The organism is Actinomadura sp. NPDC048021, assembly GCF_040653135.1.
GTDB lineage: Bacteria > Actinomycetota > Actinomycetes > Streptosporangiales > Streptosporangiaceae > Spirillospora > Spirillospora verrucosospora.
This window is the reverse complement of record NZ_JBEZJQ010000014.1, coordinates 1-17,619: the sequence shown is the minus strand read 5'-3', so window position 1 is coordinate 17,619 and position 17,619 is coordinate 1. Positions and strand designations below refer to the sequence as shown.

The 17,619-nt window shown below is 71.6% G+C and carries 16 protein-coding genes; 12 read left to right on the top strand and 4 right to left on the bottom strand.

The window, feature by feature from the left end; genetic code table 11:
- Positions 1-57: 57 nt before the first annotated feature.
- The 3 genes from AB0C87_RS23335 (at position 58) to AB0C87_RS23325 (ending at position 3,227) form a co-directional block, all read left to right on the top strand.
- On the top strand, positions 58-1,287 hold the full coding sequence (locus tag AB0C87_RS23335) for an acyl-CoA dehydrogenase family protein (RefSeq protein WP_345175988.1): 1,230 nt from the start codon (positions 58-60) through the stop codon (positions 1,285-1,287).
- A 105-nt stretch (positions 1,288-1,392) separates the two neighbouring features.
- Positions 1,393-2,010, top strand: coding sequence for a TetR/AcrR family transcriptional regulator (locus AB0C87_RS23330; protein WP_345175987.1), 618 nt, complete (start codon positions 1,393-1,395; stop codon positions 2,008-2,010).
- A gap of 407 nt (positions 2,011-2,417) precedes the next feature.
- The gene (locus AB0C87_RS23325; protein ID WP_360579458.1) at positions 2,418-3,227 is read left to right on the top strand and encodes a tRNA(His) guanylyltransferase Thg1 family protein; all 810 of its coding nucleotides are present in this window, start codon (positions 2,418-2,420) and stop codon (positions 3,225-3,227) included.
- A 178-nt stretch (positions 3,228-3,405) separates the two neighbouring features.
- On the opposite strand, the gene fdhA is transcribed toward AB0C87_RS23325, so the two are convergent.
- A complete protein-coding gene (gene fdhA, locus AB0C87_RS23320) occupies positions 3,406-4,620 on the bottom strand; it encodes a formaldehyde dehydrogenase, glutathione-independent (protein WP_345175982.1) in 1,215 nt (404 codons plus the stop codon).
- Positions 4,621-4,906: 286 nt separating this feature from the next.
- Here fdhA and AB0C87_RS23315 point away from each other — a divergent pair, with 286 nt between their 5' ends.
- From AB0C87_RS23315 to AB0C87_RS23280, 8 genes are read left to right on the top strand one after another with little or no spacing between them, the layout of a single operon-like run.
- Entirely contained in the window at positions 4,907-5,929 is a 1,023-nt protein-coding gene (locus tag AB0C87_RS23315) for a LacI family DNA-binding transcriptional regulator (protein ID WP_360579455.1), read from the top strand.
- An 8-nt stretch (positions 5,930-5,937) separates the two neighbouring features.
- The gene (locus tag AB0C87_RS23310) at positions 5,938-7,623 is read left to right on the top strand and encodes a ribulokinase (protein WP_360579453.1); all 1,686 of its coding nucleotides are present in this window, start codon (positions 5,938-5,940) and stop codon (positions 7,621-7,623) included.
- Positions 7,623-8,297: an L-ribulose-5-phosphate 4-epimerase gene (locus tag AB0C87_RS23305; protein ID WP_360579451.1), complete on the top strand. Its 675-nt coding sequence runs from the start codon at positions 7,623-7,625 to the stop codon at positions 8,295-8,297. The genes AB0C87_RS23310 and AB0C87_RS23305 overlap by 1 nt, the downstream gene beginning before the upstream one ends.
- 23 nt (positions 8,298-8,320) lie before the next feature.
- A complete protein-coding gene (araA, locus tag AB0C87_RS23300; RefSeq protein ID WP_345175977.1) occupies positions 8,321-9,814 on the top strand; it encodes an L-arabinose isomerase in 1,494 nt (497 codons plus the stop codon).
- Between the two features lie 45 nt (positions 9,815-9,859).
- Positions 9,860-11,020, top strand: a complete 1,161-nt coding sequence (locus AB0C87_RS23295; RefSeq protein WP_345175975.1) for an aldose epimerase family protein — start codon at positions 9,860-9,862, stop codon at positions 11,018-11,020.
- A 1-nt stretch (position 11,021) separates the two neighbouring features.
- Positions 11,022-12,155, top strand: a complete 1,134-nt coding sequence (locus tag AB0C87_RS23290) for a sugar ABC transporter substrate-binding protein (RefSeq protein ID WP_345175973.1) — start codon at positions 11,022-11,024, stop codon at positions 12,153-12,155.
- Positions 12,156-12,170: 15 nt separating this feature from the next.
- Complete coding sequence (locus tag AB0C87_RS23285) at positions 12,171-13,205, top strand: ABC transporter permease (RefSeq protein WP_345175971.1); 1,035 nt, start codon at positions 12,171-12,173, stop codon at positions 13,203-13,205.
- The gene (locus tag AB0C87_RS23280; RefSeq protein WP_179848675.1) at positions 13,202-13,948 is read left to right on the top strand and encodes an ATP-binding cassette domain-containing protein; all 747 of its coding nucleotides are present in this window, start codon (positions 13,202-13,204) and stop codon (positions 13,946-13,948) included. The genes AB0C87_RS23285 and AB0C87_RS23280 overlap by 4 nt, the downstream gene beginning before the upstream one ends.
- A gap of 100 nt (positions 13,949-14,048) precedes the next feature.
- On the opposite strand, the gene AB0C87_RS23275 is transcribed toward AB0C87_RS23280, so the two are convergent.
- Complete coding sequence (locus AB0C87_RS23275) at positions 14,049-15,674, bottom strand: AMP-binding protein (RefSeq protein WP_353834293.1); 1,626 nt, start codon at positions 15,672-15,674, stop codon at positions 14,049-14,051.
- A 260-nt stretch (positions 15,675-15,934) separates the two neighbouring features.
- Between AB0C87_RS23275 and AB0C87_RS23270 the strand changes: the two genes are divergently transcribed.
- Positions 15,935-16,246 carry a metalloregulator ArsR/SmtB family transcription factor gene (locus AB0C87_RS23270; protein ID WP_345175967.1) on the top strand — a complete coding sequence of 104 codons (312 nt, stop codon included), beginning with the start codon at positions 15,935-15,937 and terminating at the stop codon, positions 16,244-16,246.
- 4 nt (positions 16,247-16,250) lie between these two features.
- Here AB0C87_RS23270 and AB0C87_RS23265 read toward each other — a convergent pair whose 3' ends face one another.
- Together AB0C87_RS23265 and AB0C87_RS23260 are read right to left on the bottom strand one after the other, a co-directional pair.
- Complete coding sequence (locus AB0C87_RS23265) at positions 16,251-16,895, bottom strand: SDR family oxidoreductase (protein ID WP_345175965.1); 645 nt, start codon at positions 16,893-16,895, stop codon at positions 16,251-16,253.
- A gap of 43 nt (positions 16,896-16,938) precedes the next feature.
- A partial coding sequence (locus tag AB0C87_RS23260; protein ID WP_360579448.1) for an AAA family ATPase occupies positions 16,939-17,619 on the bottom strand: 681 nt, incomplete at its 5' end.

Sequence of the window (17,619 nt, the reverse complement as noted above, 5' to 3'; positions counted from 1 at the left end):
ACTCCGAATGGTGCTACCGTTGGTAACACGCGATATTGGAGAGAGGGTCAATTAATCATGACGAGCGCGGAGCAGACGCCGTTCTCGCTGGAGCCCAGCGAGGACGTTCGCGAGGTCAGGGACTGGGTGCACGAGTTCGCCAAGGACGTCATCCGCCCCGCCGCGGAGGAGTGGGACGAGCGCGAGGAGACCCCCTGGCCGCTGATCCAGGAGGCGTCCAAGGTCGGCATCTACTCGCTCGACTTCTTCGCCACCCAGTGGCTGGAGCCGACCGGGCTCGGCATCCCGGTGGCGTTCGAGGAGCTGTTCTGGGGCGACGCGGGCATCGCCCTGTCGATCGTGGGAACCGGCCTCGCCGCCGCGTCCGTCGCCGCCGTGGGCACCCCGGAGCAGGTCAGCGAGTGGGTGCCGCAGATGTTCGGCAGCGCCGACGACATCAAGCTCGGCGCGTTCTGCGCCTCCGAGCCCGACGCGGGCAGCGACGTCGGCTCGATCCGCACCCGCGCCGTGTTCGACGAGGCCAAGGACGAGTGGGTGCTGAACGGCACCAAGACCTGGGCGACCAACGGCGGCATCGCCGACGTCCACGTGATCGTCGCCTCGGTGCACCCCGACCTCGGCAGCCGCGGGCAGGCCAGTTTCATCGTCCCGCCGAACACCCCGGGCCTGCGGCAGGGCCAGAAGTTCAAGAAGCACGGCATCCGCGCCTCCCACACCGCCGAGGTGATCCTGGACGACGTCCGGATCCCGTCCCACCTGATCGTCGGCGGCAAGGACCGGTTCGACGAGCGCATCGCGCGCAGCCGCGAGGGCAAGAGCTCCAAGGGCCAGGCCGCGATGAAGACCTTCGAGACGACCCGCCCGGCCGTCGGGGCCATGGCCCTCGGCGTCGGCCGCGCCGCCTACGACTACGCCCTCGAGTACGCGCGGGAGCGCGAGCAGTTCGGCAGGAAGATCGGAGACTTCCAGGCCGTCGCCTTCAAGCTGGCCGACATGAAGTGCCGCCTGGACGCCGCCCGCCTCATGGTGTGGCGGGCCGCCTGGATGGCCCGCACCGGCAAGGACTTCGAGAACGCCGAGGGCTCGATGGCCAAGCTGATGGCCAGCGAGATGTCGGTCCACGTCACCGAGGAGGCCATCCAGATCCTCGGCGGCAACGGCTACACCCGCGAGTACCCGGTCGAGCGCATGCACCGCGACTCCAAGATCTTCACCATCTTCGAGGGCACCTCGGAGATCCAGCGCCTGGTGATCGGCCGCACCGTCACGGGCCTCCCCGTCAGGTAGCAGCCGACCTGTACAGACGGCCGGGCCGCCTGCTCGAAGACGCCCAGGCGCCCCGGCCGTCTTCCCGGCTCCACACCCCCGCACCTCATCGGTTACGTTGGGTGTGTGGAGGAGAACCTCGCCGTGGAGCGGATCGTCGACGTCGCTACCAGGCTCTTCGCCGAGCTTGGCTTCGACGGGACCCCGGTCGAGCTGGTGGCCGAAGCCGCCGGGGTGGACACCGCCACGCTCACGGCGCTCACGGGCGGCAAGACCGAGCTGTACAAGACCGTGATGCTGCGAGTGCATGAGGCCGAGGTGCAAATGGTGCAGGCCGCGCTGGCCTCGACTCCTCGCACGCCGGCGGGGCTGACCGAGTTGGCGGACGCCTACCTGGACTTCCACGTCAGCAACCCGCACACCTCGATGCTGTGGATGCACCGCTGGATGGGCGACGCGTCGGCCACCGCCGAACTCGACGTCCGATACCGCGGACCGATCATCACCATGGTCACCGACGCGGTCGGCCCCATGGCGCCGGAGGACGTCCAGACCGACTTCGTCACCTGGACGATCATCTGGTCGGTCGCGGGCTTCATCACCGGCGGGATGCTGCACAGCGACCACTCACCGGCCCGGGCCGCCCCGGACGAGTCCGCCATCTCGCCCGAGACGCTCGAAGAGTTCCGCACCAACCTGCATGCGCTCGTCCTGCGCATGTACGGCCCCAAGAACTACCCCTGATCCAACGGCTCCGGAAGCGTCCGGTCTGCCGGGCCCCAGAACGTCTCGAACGCCCCGCGCGGCGAGCCGACCAGGCCTGCGCTGTCGGCGAACCAGACGAGGAATCGCACCGCTTCCCAGGCCGCCGCGGCGGGCCGGGCAGAGCCGCCGAGTACTGGTTACCGCCCCGCCGACCGCCCGGAACGGAAACCGAGAGCCCCGAAGCGACGACCACCCGCACGGTGGACGAGCCGTCGAGCCCGGAGGAATGACTGGGGGCTGGGCGCAAACGCTGATAAAAAGCCGTAACCCCCATGAGACCCTGCCGCCGCCAAAGGACAAAGAATGGCCGAAGATCCCGGCGCCTCCACCGCCCCGCCGTCCAACACCGACCCCGGCGGCCCGCCGCCTCACCGCTGGAGTGGCCGGTGAGTGACACCACGGCGCTCGGTGACCGGATGAAGGCGTACGAGCAGGCCACCCGCACGATCCTGCCGCGCCGCACCTACACGGTCGTGCGGGTCGACGGCCGGTCGTTCCATTCGTTCCTCCGGCACGCGGACCGGCCGTTCGACGACGCCGTCATGGCCGCGATGAACACCGTCGCCGAGGCCCTCTGCGCGGACATGTCGGGTGCGGTGTTCGCCTTCACCCAGTCCGACGAGTGCTCGGTGCTGCTGAGCGACTTCGCGGGGACGGGCACGGAGCCGTGGTTCGGCGGGGTGATCCAGAAGATGGCCTCGGTCGCGGCGTCGACGGCGACGGTCGCGTTCAACGACGCGTACGCGCCCGCGAGTGGTGCGCCGCCGGCGTCCCGGGCGACGTTCGACGCGCGGGTGTTCACGATCCCGGGCCAGGTGGACGTCGCGAACTACTTCCTGTGGCGGCAGCGCGACGCCGTCCGGAACAGCATCTCGATGGCGGCGCAGGCGCACTTCTCCCACAAGCGGCTCCACAAGATCGGCACCGGCGAGATGCAGGAGCTGCTGTGGAGCGAGGCCGGGGTGAACTGGAACGACTACCCGGCAGGCTGCAAGCGCGGGCGGGTCACGGTGCGGCGGACGGGGGAGCGGCCGGTGACCTACACCGACCGCCGGACCGGGGACCAGGTGACGACCACGGCGATCCGGTCGTGGTGGGAGACCGACGCCGCCCCGCACTTCACCGCCGACGCCGGCGGTTGGCTCGCTGAAACCGTCCCGCCGCTTCCCGCGCTGGCCGGGGAGCGCCGGGACTGACCCGCACCTTCTGGAGGCCAGGCGAGTGAACGAGTCCCGCCAGCCGACGCGCGCCGCGGACGGCAGGCTCCGGGAGCCGGGCGACGGCCGTCGGTTGGTCGTCGCCCGGCGCCGGGTCGCTCTGCGGTGAATCCGCACACCGCCGCCATGGCGGCGGTGCCGCGCATCGCCGTCGAAGCTAGGCCGCGGCCCCCACCAGGCCGTGCGGGTCGAGGATGTACTTGCGCGCCGCGCCCCGGTCGAACTCGGCGTAGCCCTGCGGCGCCTGCTCGAGCGGGATGACCGACGCGTTGACGTTCTGGGCGATCTGCACCCGGTCGTGAAGGATCGCCATCATCAGCTGCCGGTTGTACTTCATCACCGGGCACTGGCCCGTGACGATGTACTGCGACTTGGCCCAGCCGAGGCCGATCCGCAGCCCGAGCTGGCCCACCCTCGCGTTCTCGTCCGACGCGCCCGGGTCCCCGGTGACGTACAGGCCGGGGATGCCGAGCCCGCCGGCGGTGCGGGTGACCTCCATGAGCGTGTTGAGGACGGTCGCCGGCTGCTCCGTCCTCGCTCCCTCGTGCCCCTGGCCGCGCGCCTCGAACCCGACGCAGTCGACGGAGGCGTCCACCTCGGGGACGCCGAGGATCTGCTCGATCTGCGCGCCGACGTCGCCGTGCTCCGACAGGTCGATCGTCTCGCAGCCGAAGCCGCGGGCCTGCTCCAGCCGCTGCGCGTTCATGTCGCCGACGATGACGACGGCGGCGCCGAGCAGCAGGCAGGCGGTGGCGCTCGCGAGGCCGACCGGTCCCGCGCCCGCCACGTACACGGTCGAACCGGTCGTGACGCCGGCGGTGTAGGCGCCGTGGTATCCGGTGGGGAAGATGTCCGACAGCATCGCCAGGTCGGGCAGCTTCTCCATCACGGTGTCGCGGTCGGCCGGGAACTTGAGCAGGTTGAAGTCGGCGTACGGGACGACCGCGTACGCGGCCTGGCCGCCGTGCCAGCCGCCCATGTCGACGTAGCCGTAGGCGGCGCCCGGGCGCTCCCGGTTGACGTTCTCGCACACGCCGGTGTTGCGTTCCTTGCAGTTGCGGCAGCGGCCGCACGCGATGTTGAACGGGACGCTGACGAGGTCGCCCTCCTTGATGAACTCGACGTCCCGGCCCGTCTCGATCACCTCGCCGGTGATCTCGTGGCCGAGCGTCAGCCCGGCGGGCGCGGTCGTCCGGCCGCGCACCATGTGCTGGTCGGAGCCGCAGATATTGGTCGCCAGGACCTTCAGGATGACGCCGTGCTGCAGCTTGCGCCCGCCCTGTTCGGCCAGTTCGAGCTTGGGGAAGTCCAGGTCCTCGACCGTGACCTCGCCCGGCCCCTGGTACACGACGCCTCGATTGGTGTCAGCCACGTCCTCTCCTTCCAGGTGGAGGGTCGGCTCGCAGGCGCCCGGAACGGCGGCCCGTGCTCGTCGCCCCCGTCCTCGGACGTCACGGGTGTCCACAATGGGTACGTCCGAGATGTACCCGGTTTCGTGCTTTTAGTCCGTTTTTCTTGCGCGAGCGCCAGGAGCCCGGACCTCGCGGGCCCGGCGGTGAAAGCTTGCGTTCTGGGTCTTGACGGACGAAATGTTCACGCTCACAATCGGCCCTACGCATCAGATGCCGGGCGCCGGCGCGAGGGCGGAGGAGGAGACGGTGGCGGACCACGGCTCGTCGAATCCACCGATCATGGCCGACGTCGCCCAGCTGGCGGGGGTGTCGCACCAGACGGTGTCGCGGGTGGTCAACGACCACCCGAACGTCTCGGCGCGGACCCGCGCCCGGGTGCTGGCGGCCATCGCCGAGCTCGGCTACCGGCCGAACTCGGCGGCCCGGACCCTGGTGACCCGGCGCTCCAGGACGCTCGGCGTGGTCAGCTTCGAGTCCACGCTCTACGGCCCGGCCTCGATGCTGCACGGCATCGAGCAGGCCGCCCGGAACGCCGACTTCTTCGTCAGCATCGTCAGCCTGCGGGCGATCACGCAGCGCGCCCTGCTGGACGCGGTCGGACGGCTGGCGGAGCAGGCCGTCGAAGGCGTCGTGGTGATCGCCCCGCACATCTCGACCAACGACGTGCTGGCGCAGGCCGGCCGGCTCGTGCCGCTGGTGGGGGCCGGGTGCGGGCCGACCGCGGGGGTTCCGATGGCGGCCATCGACCAGCGCGCCGGCGCCGTGGCGGCCACCCGCCACCTGCTCGATCTCGGGCACCGCACCGTCCACCACGTCGCGGGCCCCGTGACCTGGCTCGACGCGGTCGGCCGGGCCGACGGCTGGCGCGCGACCCTGACCGAGGCCGGAGCGGCGGTGCCGGAGACGCTGACCGGTGACTGGAGCGCCCGGTCGGGCTACGAGGCCGGCCGGCGGCTCGCGGAGGACCCCGCGGTCACGGCCGTGTTCTGCGCCAACGACCACATGGCCCTGGGCGTCCTGCGCGCCCTGCACGAGGCCGGCCGCCGGGTTCCCGAGGACGTCGGCGTGGTCGGCTTCGACGACATCCCGGAGGCCGCCTACTTCATCCCGCCGCTGTCCACGGTGCGCCAGGACTTCGGCGAGCTCGGCCGCCGTTCGCTGGAGCTGCTGGTGCAGCGCCTGGGCGGCTCCCCGGGGCCGCCGGGGAATGTGCTGATCCCGCCGGAGCTGGTGGTGAGGTCCAGCGCCCGGCCGGCCCCGCGCCCCTGACCCGACCGATGCCCCCGTACTCCAGCGATGAGGAAATTGTGAGCGCTAACAACGAGCAGGCCGCCTGCGTCGTCGGCGTCGACTTCGGCACGCTGTCCGGCCGGGCGGTCGTCGTCCGGGTCGCCGACGGCGCCGAGCTCGGCGGCGCCGTCCACGACTACGCCGACGCGGTGATCGAGAGTGCCCTGCCCGGCACGGGGGAGCCGCTCCCGCCCGACTGGGCGCTGCAGAGTCCCGCGGACTGGCGGGCAGTGCTCAGCACCGCCGTCCCCGCGGCCGTCGCCGAGGCCGGGGTGGACCCGGCGCGCATCATCGGGATCGGCACCGACTTCACGTCCTGCACGGTGCTTCCCGTCCGGTCGGACGGCACCCCGCTGTGCGAGCTCCCGGAGACGTCCGCCCGGCCGCACGCCTGGCCGAAGCTGTGGAAGCACCATGCGGCGCAGCCGCAGGCCGACCGCATCACCGCGCTGGCGCACGAGCGCGGGGAGAAGTGGATCGCGCGGTACGGAGGGCGGGTCTCCTCGGAGTGGCAGTTCGCCAAGGCGCTGCAAGTCCTGGAGGAGGACCCGGACACCTACCGGCTTACGGAGCGCTGGGTCGAGGCGGCGGACTGGATCGTCTGGCAGCTGGCCGGCTGCGAGACGCGCAACGCCTGCACGGCCGGCTACAAGGGCCTCTACCAGGACGGCGGCTACCCTTCCGCCGGCTACCTGGCCGCGCTGCACCCCGGCTTCGCCGACTTCGCGGCCACGCGGCTGGCCCATCCGCTCTCCCCGCTGGGGTCGCGGGTGGGGACGCTGACCGCCGAGGCGGCCCGCCTGACCGGCCTGCCGGAGGGCGTCGCGGTGGCCGCCGGGAACGTCGACGCCCATGTGACCGCGCCGGCCGCCCGCGCGGTCGGCGACGGCAGGCTGCTGGCGATCATGGGGACGTCGACCTGCCACGTGGTCAACAGCGCGGTCCTCGCCGAGGTGCCGGGAATCTGCGGCGTCGTGGACGGCGGCATCACCGCCGGGGCCTACGGCTACGAGGCCGGGCAGAGCGCGGTCGGCGACGTCTTCGCCTGGTGGACCCGCATGACCGGACGGGACCACGCCGAACTGGCGGCGGCGTCCGCGGACGCGCCCGTCGGCTCGCACGGGCTGGTGGCCCTGGACTGGATGGGCGGCAACCGCTCGGTCCTGGTCGACCACCACCTGTCGGGCGTGATCGCGGGAATGACCCTGGCCACCCGGCCGGAGGAGGTCTACCGCGCGCTCATGGAGGCGACGGCCTACGGCACCCGGGTCATCGTCGAGGCCTTCGAGGCGGCCGGGGTCCCGGTCGAGGAGTTCGTCGTCGCCGGCGGGCTGAAACGCAACGCGGCGCTGATGCAGACCTACGCCGACGTCCTGCGCCGGCCGGTCTCCATCGCGGCCTCCGACCAGGCGCCGGCGCTCGGCGCCGCCATCCACGCCGCGGTCGCGGCGGGCGCCTACCGGGACGTGCCCGAGGCCTCGGCGGCGATGGGCCGGGTGGTCACCGCGGCCTACGCGCCGGATCCGGTCCGGTCCCGCGCCTACGACCTCCTCTACGCGGAGTACCGCGAACTGCACGACCACTTCGCGGCCCGGGGCGGCGGGAGCAGCGAGATCCTGCACCGGCTGCGCCGGCTGCGCAACGACGCGCTCGGCTCGGAAGGGGACCTGTGATGCCCGGCACGCACGACGAGGCGGTCCGCGCGCTGCGGCGGACCGTCAGCGATCTGCACGCCGAACTCGTCAGGTACGGACTCGTCGTGTGGACGGCCGGCAACGTCTCCGCCCGGGTGCCCGGCCGCGACCTGATGGTGATCAAACCCAGCGGCGTCTCGTACGACGACCTGTCCCCGGAGGCGATGGTGGTCTGCGACCTCGAAGGCGGGGTCGTCGAGGGCGAACTGCGGCCTTCGAGCGACACCGCCGCGCACGCCTACGTCTACCGGCACATGCCCGAGGTCGGCGGGGTGGTGCACACGCACTCCGCGTACGCCTGCGCCTGGGCCGCGCGCGGGGAGCCGGTGCCCTGCGTCCTCACGGCCATGGCCGACGAGTTCGGCGCGGAGATCCCCCTCGGCCCCTTCGCGCCCATCGGCGACGACTCGATCGGGCGCGGCGTCGTCGGCACGCTCCGGGGCCACCGCTCCCCAGCGGTGATCATGCGCAACCACGGCGTCTTCACCATCGGCGCGGACGCGCGGGCCGCGGTCAAGGCCGCGGTGATGTGCGAGGACGCGGCGCGCGCGGTGCACCTCGCCCGCCAGCTCGGCGACCCCGTCCCGCTGCGGCCCGAGGACATCGACCGCCTGCACCACCGCTACCAGAACGTCTACGGACAGCGTCCTTGACCCGCGAAGGGAGCAGCCCAGCGATGGCACCGACCATCTGGTTCCTCACCGGAAGCCAGTCCTTGTACGGCGAGGACACGCTCCGCCAGGTCGCCGAGCAGTCGCAGCGGATCGCCCGGGCCCTGGACGAGGATCCGGGCATCCCGGCGGCGGTGCGGTGGCGCCCGGTGCTCACCGGCGCGGAGGCCATCCGGCGGACGATGCTCCAGGCGAGCGCGGACGACGACTGCGTCGGGGTCATCACCTGGATGCACACGTTCTCGCCCGCCAAGATGTGGATCGCCGGGTTGAACGCCCTGCTCAAGCCGCTGCTGCACCTGCACACCCAGGCGAACGTGGCGCTGCCGTGGGCGAGCATCGACATGGACTTCATGAACCTCAACCAGGCCGCGCACGGCGACCGGGAGCACGCCCACGTCCAGACCCGGCTCGGCACGGCGCGCACCACGGTGGCCGGGCACACCACCGACCCCGCGGTGCGCGCGCGGATCGCCTCGTGGGTCCGGGCCGCCCGGGGCTGCGCCGACCTGCGGACGCTGCGGCTCGCCCGCTTCGGCGACAACATGCGGGACGTCGCCGTCACCGAGGGCGACAAGGTCGAAGCGCAGATCCGGTTCGGCGCCTCGGTCAGCGCCTTCGGCGTGAACGACCTCGTCGCGGCCGTCGACGCGGTGCCGGACCACCGGGTCGGCGAGCTCGCCGAGGAGTACGAGCAGGCGTACGCCGTCGTCCCGGAACTGCGGTCCGGCGGCGAACGGCACCCGGCGCTGCGCGACGCCGCGCGCATCGAGCTCGGGCTGCGCGACTTCCTCACCGCCGGGTCCTACCAGGCGTTCACCACCAACTTCGAGGACCTCGGCGGGCTGACGCAGCTGCCGGGCATCGCCGTGCAGCGCCTGATGGCCGACGGCCACGGCTTCGGCGCCGAGGGGGACTGGAAGACGGCCCTGCTGCTGCGGGCCCTCAAGAGCGCCGCCGCGGGACTGCCCGGCGGCACCTCCTTCATGGAGGACTACACCTACCACCTCGTGCCGGGCAGGGAGCTCGTCCTGGGCGCCCACATGCTGGAGGTCTGCCCCTCCATCGCCGCCGGCGTGCCCGCCTGCGAGGTGCACCCGCTGTCCATCGGGGGACGGCAGGACCCGGTCCGGCTCGTGTTCGACGCGGCGCCGGGACCGGGTCTCGTCGTCGGGCTGGCCGACCTCGGCGACCGGTTCCGGCTGGTCGCCAACGAGATCGACCTGGTGACACCCCCCGAGCCGCTGCCACGGCTGCCGGTGGCCCGGGCCGTGTGGGCGCCCCGCCCGGACTTCCGCACCTCGACCGAGGCGTGGCTGTCGGCCGGGGGACCGCACCACACGGTGCTGTCCCAGGCGGTCACCATCGAGATCCTGACCGACCTCGCCGAGATGACGGGCGTGGAACTGCTCGTCATCGACGGCGAGACCGACGTCGCCCGGTTCCGCCGCGAGATGCGCTGGAACCAGGCGTACCACCGCCTGGCGCAAGGCTTCTAGCCGCCAGGACCCCCCACCCCCGAGATCTGTGAGGAAACCCGTCCCATGACCAGATCACGCTTCGCGGTAAGGCTGGTCGCGCTGGCCGTGCTCGCCGGCGCCGCGATCGGCGGATTCGCCCCCTCGTCCACGGCGTCCGGCCGCCACCTCAAGCCCGGGATCGGCAAGGACCTGTTCGGCACGATGCCCGACGGCACCAAGGTCTGGCGCTACACCCTGACCAACGGCTCGATGCGCATCCGGGTGATCACCTACGGCGGCATCATCCAGACCATCGAGACGCCCGACCGGCACGGCAGGCTCGCCAACGTCACCCTGGGCTTCCCGACCCTCTCCGACTACCTCACCAAGAACAGCACCTACTTCGGGGCGCTCATCGGCCGGTACGGCAACCGCATCGCCAAGGGCCGGTTCACGCTCGACGGGCACGCGTACCAGCTGACCACCAACAACAACGGGAACACGCTGCACGGCGGCACGACCGGCTTCGACCAGCGCGTCTGGTCCGCGATCCCGGTCACGACCGGCGGCGGCGTCGCGCTCCGGCTGTCCCACACCAGCCCTGACGGCGACCAGGGATTCCCCGGCACCCTCAAGACCGACGTCACCATCTCCGTCACGCGGCACAACGCCATCCGGTTCGACTACCGCGCCACCACCGACAAGCCGACCGTCGTCAACCTCACCAACCACTCCTACTTCAACCTGTCGGGAGAGGGCAGCGGCACGGTCTACGACCACCGGCTCCAGATCAACGGTTCCCGGTACACCCCCGTCGGCTCGGCGGAGCTCATCCCGACCGGCCGGATCGCCCCGGTGCACGGCACCCCGCTGGACTTCACCCGGCCCACCGCGATCGGCGCCCGCATCCGGACCGGCTTCGACCAGCTCCTCCACGGCCAGGGCTACGACCACAACTTCGCCCTCGACGGCTCCGGCTGGAAGGTCGCGGCGCGCGTCCAGGATCCCGCCAGCGGCCGCACCCTGGCCATCTCCACCGACCAGCCCGGGCTCCAGTTCTACTCGGGCAACTTCCTCGACGGCACGCTGGTCGGCACCGGCGGCCGCGTCTACCGGCAGGGCGACGGGTTCGCGCTGGAGACCCAGCACTTCCCCGACTCGCCGAACCAGGCGGGCTTCCCCTCGACGGAGCTCGACCCCGGCCAGACCTACCACTCCACGACCGTCTACCAGTTCGGAGCCTGACATGGAGCGCATCGATCCGGCGGTCGAGGAGGCCGTCGACACTCTCGGCCTGAGCGAGCCCACCCGGCGCCGGCTGCTCAGCGGCGCCGGCCTGGTCAGCGCGACGGCGGCCGCTTCGGCGCTGCTGGCCGCCTGCTCCTCGGACAACAAGAGCTCGTCCTCGGCAGCGGGCGGGCCCGGGCACTTCCCGAAGACGCCGAACTGGAAGTTCGTGTTCGTCAACCACGTCACCACGAACCCGTTCTTCACGCCGACGCAGTACGGCGCGCAGGACGCCTGCGCCCTGCTGGGCTGCTCGTTCCAATGGACGGGCTCGCAGAACTCGGCGGTGCCGGAGATGGTCAGCGCCACCAACGCGGCCATCTCCGGCAAGGCCGACGGGCTCGCGGTCGCCGTGGTGGACAAGGCCGCCTTCCGGCAGCCGGTGGACAACGCGCTGAAGGCCGGGATCCCGGTGGTGTCCTACAACGCCGACGGCGCCAAGGACGACCCCGGCAGCAGCCGGCTCTCCTACATCGGCCAGGACCTGTACACCTCCGGCTACCAGCTCGGCGCCAAGATCGCGGGGCTGATGTCCGGGGGAGACGCGGTCGGCTTCATCGCCACCCCGGGCTCGCTCAACATCCAGCCGCGCATCGACGGCGCCCAGGACGCCATCAAGGCGTCCGGCAAGCCGATCAAGTTCACCTCGGTGGCCACCGGCGCCGAGGTGCCCAAGGAACTGTCGACCGTCGACGCCTACGCCCAGGGCCACAAGGACATCAAGGGCATGTTCGCGGTGGACGCCGGCTCGACCGAGGCCATCGGCAAGGTCATGCAGAAGTACGGCCTCAAGGGCAAGGGCGTGGTCGCGGGCGGGTTCGACCTCACCCCGGGCACGCTGGCCGCCGTCAAGTCCGGGGACCTGGACTTCACCATCGACCAGCAGCCGTACCTGCAGGGATTCCTGCCGGTGATGGCCCTCTGGTTCTACAAGCTGTCCGGCGGGCTGGTCTTCCCCCCGATGACCAACACCGGCCTGACCTTCGTCAACAAGCAGACCGTCGGCCCGTACCTGTCGACCAAGACACGGTACGAGGGGTCCAGCCCGGCCCAGCAGCTGGTGCCGCGGTCCGGCGCCATCGCTCACGTCTGACACGAGGAGGACGGAGTGAGCGAGAGCACCGTACGGGACCAGGCAGCGGCCCCGGGCACGCCACCGCGGCGGCGTGCCCGGGGGCTGCCCGGCCTCGCCACCGACGCGTTCCTGCGCCGCCGGGAGGCGACCATCCTCCTGGTGGCGCTCGGACTGCTGATCTACTTCCAGACCGCCAAGTCGGTCTTCCTGAGCCACGACAACCTGGTCAACGTCTCCCAGGGCACCGCGCCCTACGCCATCATCGCGGTCGGCGAGGTGTTCCTGCTCGTCAGCGGCGAGATCGACCTGTCGGTCGGCATGGTCTTCGCGCTGGCGCCCTTCCTCATGCACTACATGGTCGACTTCTCCGGCGTCTACCCGATCATCGCGATCGTGCTCGCGGTCCTCGCCGGGGCGCTCATCGGGCTCGGCAACGGGCTGGTGACAGTTGTGCTGAGGGTGCCGTCGTTCGTCGCCACCCTCGGCTCGATGTTCCTGGTGCAGGGCATCATGCTCACCACCTCCCACGCCTACCCGGCGCAGATCCCCGAAGCGGCCGACGGCCTGGCGGGCTGGTTCGGGCGCGCCCCCTGGGCGGAGCTGACCTGGTGCCTGGTGATCGTGGTCTTCTTCCACCTGGTGCTCACCCGCACCCGGTGGGGACTGCACACGGTCGCGACCGGCGGCAACCCGCTCGGCGCCGCGGAGGCGGGCATCCGCACCGGCCGTATCAAGATCGGCAACTTCATGCTCACCGGGGCGCTCGGCGCGTTCGCCGGCATCCTGGAGGCCTTCCGGGTCGGCTCCATCGATCCGAGCTCGGGCGGGTCGAACGCGATGTTCATCGCGGTCTCGGCGGCGGTCATCGGCGGCACCGCCCTGGCCGGCGGCTCGGGGACCGTGGTCGGCGCGCTGCTCGGCGCGCTGGTGCTGGCCGAGATGCAGAACGGCTTCAACCTCATCGGGATCAGCGCCAACCCGTTCAACATCATCCTCGGGTCGGCGATCATCATCTCGATGGTGCTGAACGTCCACCTGGCCCGGTTGCGAAGGGCGGGGCGCTCATGAGCGACGCTCTGCGGGTGGAGGGCATCAGCAAGCGCTTCGGCGGCGTGGAGGCCCTCGCCGACGTCACGCTGCGCCTCGGCAAGGGCGAGGTGCTCGGCCTCATCGGCGACAACGGCGCCGGGAAGTCCACCCTCATCAAGATCATCAGCGGTTTCCAGCGGCCGGACTCCGGACGCATCCTCATCGACGGGACGGAGGTGAGCCCGCGCTCGGTGGACCACGCCCGCTCTCTCGGCGTCGACACCGTCTACCAGGACCTCGCTCTGGTCAACGAGCTCAGCGTCTACCACAACATGTTCCTCAACCGGGAGCTGGTGCGCTGGCCGCTGCTCAGCAACCGCGCGATGCGCCGGCGGGCCGCCCGCCAGCTGGCCGACATGGGGGTGCGGATCCCGTCGGTGGACGTCGAGGTCGCCAAGCTGTCCGGCGGCCAGCGGCAGGCGATCGCGGTCGCCCGCTCGGTCTACTCCGACGCCCGCATCCTGCTGCTCGACGAGCCGCTGGCCGCGATGGGCGCCAAGGAGGGCACGATGATCCTCGACCTCGTCCGCGACCTCAAGGAGCGCGGCGAGGTGTCGATCATCATCATCGCGCACAACTACGCGCAGGTCCTCGACGTGTGCGACCGGGTCAACCTGCTGCAGCACGGCCGGATCTCCTTCGACAGGCCGACGTCCGAGACGTCCCTGCAGGAGCTGACCGACCTGGTCGTCGCCGACTACCGGCGCGGCCGGGGACTGTAGACGCCCTTCGGGCCGGGCGCGCCGAGCCCGGCCCGGAGGCGTGACCCGCCGGCGCGACCGCGCCCGCCGGATGCGGGCACCGGCGCCGCCGCTCCGGCCCCTACCGGGCGCCTCCGACGATCTCCCGCAGGGGGAAGCGCTGGAGCTTGCCGGTGGTGGTGCGGGGGAGTTCGCCGACGAACCGGACCGACCTCGGGTACTTGTACGGGGCGATCGTCCGCTTGGTGAAGTCCTGCAGCTCGGCGGCCTTGTCCGCGTCCCCCTCGACCCCGTCGCGCAGCACCACGAACGCCGTCACCACGGCGCCGCGGTCGGGATCGGGGGCGCCGACCACTCCGCATTCGAGCACGTCCGGATGCTCGATCAGCGCCTGCTCGACCTCGGGTCCGGCGATGTTGTAGCCGGACGAGATGATCATGTCGTCGCTGCGGGCCTGGTACCAGAAGTAGCCGTCGGCGTCGCGGACGTAGGTGTCGCCGGTGATGTTCCACCCGTCCTGGACGTAGGCCTTCTGCCGGGTGTCGGCGAGGTAGCGGCAGCCGGTCGGGCCGCGCACCGCGAGCTGCCCGGGGGTCCCGTCCGGCACCGGCCGGCCGGCGGCGTCGACCACGGCCGCCCGGTAGCCGGGGACCGGGACGCCCGTCGCGCCGGGCCTGATGTCGTCGTCGGCGGCCGCGACGAAGATGTGCAGCATCTCCGTCGAGCCGATCCCGTCGATGATCCGCACGCCCGTCTCCTCGTGGAACGCCCTCCACACCGCCGCCGGGAGGTGCTCGCCCGCCGAGACGCAGCGCCGCACCCCGGCCAGCCGCCCGGCCAGCCCGGCGGCCAGGATGGCGCGGTAGGTCGTCGGCGCGGTGAACAGCACCGTCACGCCGTGCCCGGCCGTGATCTCGGCGAGCTCGGCCGGGGCCGCCTTCTCGACCAGCAGGGCCGAGGCGCCCGCCCGGAGCGGGAACACCAGCAGCCCGCCCAGCCCGTAGGTGAACCCCAGCGGCGGCGACGCGGCGAAGACGTCGTCCGGAACGGGCTTGAGGAGGTGCCGGGAGAAGGTGTCGGCGATCGCCAGCACGTCGCGGTGGAAGTGCATCGTGGCCTTGGGGCGTCCGGTGGTGCCCGAGGTGAACGCCAGCAGCGCGACGTCGTCGGCCGCGGTGTCGACGTCCTCGAAGACGCCGTCCTTGGTCGCCGCCCGGGACACCAGGTCGCCGGCGTCGTCCGAGCCGTAGGGCACGGTCCGCATCCCGGGAGTCCGCGCCGCGGCCAGGTCGTCCAGGAAGCGGTGGTCGCACAGCGCCAGGCTCGGCCCGGCCAGCTCGGCGATGGTCGTCAGCTCCCGCGCGCGCAGCATCGGCATGGTCGTGATCACCACGCCGCCCGCCTTGAGCACGCCGAGCCAGGCCGCGGCGAGCCACGGGTTGTTCGGCCCGCGCAGCAGCACGCGGTTGCCGGGCACCAGCCCGAGGTCGTCGACCAGCACGCGGGCCACCTGGTTCGCCCGCCGCAGCACGTCGCCGTAGGTCCACAGGAGGCCGCCGGGGGTGCGCAGGCAGGGCCGGTCGGCGCCCACCGCCCTCACCGTCTCGTCCAGCAGGACGTGCGCGCAGTTGAGCCGGTCGGGGTAGGCGACCTCCGGGATCGTGAAGTCGAAGTCGGGCCATTCGTCGCGGGGAGGCAGGTTGTCGCGGCAGAACGTGTCGACGTGCGCGGAGGCGCTGAGCTCCATCGGGCCACCTCTCCATCCACGGCGGGCGAACGCCCCGGCCGGTGCGCCGGAGGCGTCGCGCTGGAATGAGCGCGGTCAGCGGGTGCGCTACAAAAAAATATAGCCGCGACGGGCGTGCCGTGGTAGTGGACCGGCGCCCCGGCCGCGGCGTCCCGCGCCGGCGGCCCTGGCCGCAACCGGCCTCGGCTCCGGCCCGGTGCCGGGACCCGCCGCATTGTTTAGCCATTGACTTATATAAGTCGCGTCGAAATAATAGCGTGATGCACGTGTTCGATGTCCTGGGAGACCCGGTGAGGCGCCGGATCCTGGAGCTGCTCGCCGACGGCGAGCAGACCTCCGGCGCCATCGCCGCGGTCATCCAGGCCGAGTTCGGGATCTCGCAGCCGGGGGTGTCCCAGCACCTGCGCGTGCTGCGGGAGAGCGGGCTCGCGACGGTCCGGGCGCGGGGTGCCCACCGCCTCTACGCCGTCGACTCCGCGACCCTGCGGGAGATCGACACGTGGCTGGAGCGCTTCCGCGGGTTCTGGACCCAGCATCTGGACGCGCTGGAAGCCGAGTTCGAGGACAAGTAGCCCGTCAGGCCCCGAGGAACTCGCCGCCGTTCAGATGCAGGGTCGCCCCCGTCACGTGCGGATGGGAGACGAGGAAGACGACGGCGTCGGCGCACTCGTCCATCGACAGGGTCCGCTCCAGCAGGGAGGCCTCGCGATGGCGGGCCCGGAAGTCGGGTGTCATGCGCCGGGCCACGGGGGAGTCCTCGACGATGCTGGGGGACAGGGCGTTGACCCGGACGTCCGGCGCGAGTTCCTTCGCCAGCGTCCGGACCAGGGCGATCGTGGCCCCTTTCGCCGCCGCGTAACACGGGTCGTAGCTTCCGCGGTAGGCGGCCGGGGACGAGAGGAAGACGATGCTCGACCCCTTCGCCAGCAGATGACGTGCGCTCCTGATGAACAGGAGCGGACCGGTGACATGCGTGGCGAACATCGCCGTCGCGTGCCGCCCGGTCAGCTCGGCGAGCGAGGCGCTCGGCTCCAGGTTCGTGGCGACGACGAGCGCGTCCAGCGGGGGGCACGCCGCCGCCGCCGCGACGACCGAGGCCTCGTCTTCGATGTCGAGGCCGATGTCGGCCCGCGGCGACCGCGACGCCACCAGGCACTCCCACCCGGCGCCCCCCAACCGCCGGGCCACGGCGCCGCCGATCGCGCCCAGCCCTCCGATCACGAGCGCGCGCCGCGGGTCTGCTTCCCGTGCCTGCACCGTGCGGCTAACGCGCGACCGTGCCCGGGGACGGCGCGTCGGGCACTGACGTGGACTTGGGCACGCCCTTGAAGGTGAACTTGGCGTTCTCGGCGGTGTCGGTGTTGTCGGGGTCGAAGCCCTCGGTGCCGACGATGACGATCTGGCCGGGCTTGAGCTCGTTGTAGAGGATCTTCTCCGACAGGGTGTCCTCGATCTCGCGCTGGATGGTGCGGCGCAGCGGCCGCGCTCCCAGCACCGGGTCGTAGCCCCGGATCGCCAGCAGGTCCTTGGCCTCCTGGCGCAGCTCGATGCCCATGTCGCGGTCGTGGAGCCGCTGGTCGACCTTGGCGATCATCAGATCCACGATCTGGATGATCTCCTTGGGCGTGAGCTGGTGGAACACCACCGTGTCATCGACACGGTTGAGGAACTCGGGCCGGAAGTGCTGCTTGAGCTCCTCCGACACCTTGGCCTTCATCCGCTCATAGGAGCCCTGCTCGTCGTTCTGCCGCGCGAACCCCATCGACACGCCCTTGGAGATGTCCTTGGACCCAAGGTTGGTCGTCATGATGATCACGGTGTTCTTGAAGTCCACCACCCGCCCCTGGGCATCGGTCAGACGACCGTCCTCCAGGATCTGCAGCAGCGAGTTGAAGATGTCCTGGTGGGCCTTCTCGATCTCATCGAACAGCACCACCGAGAACGG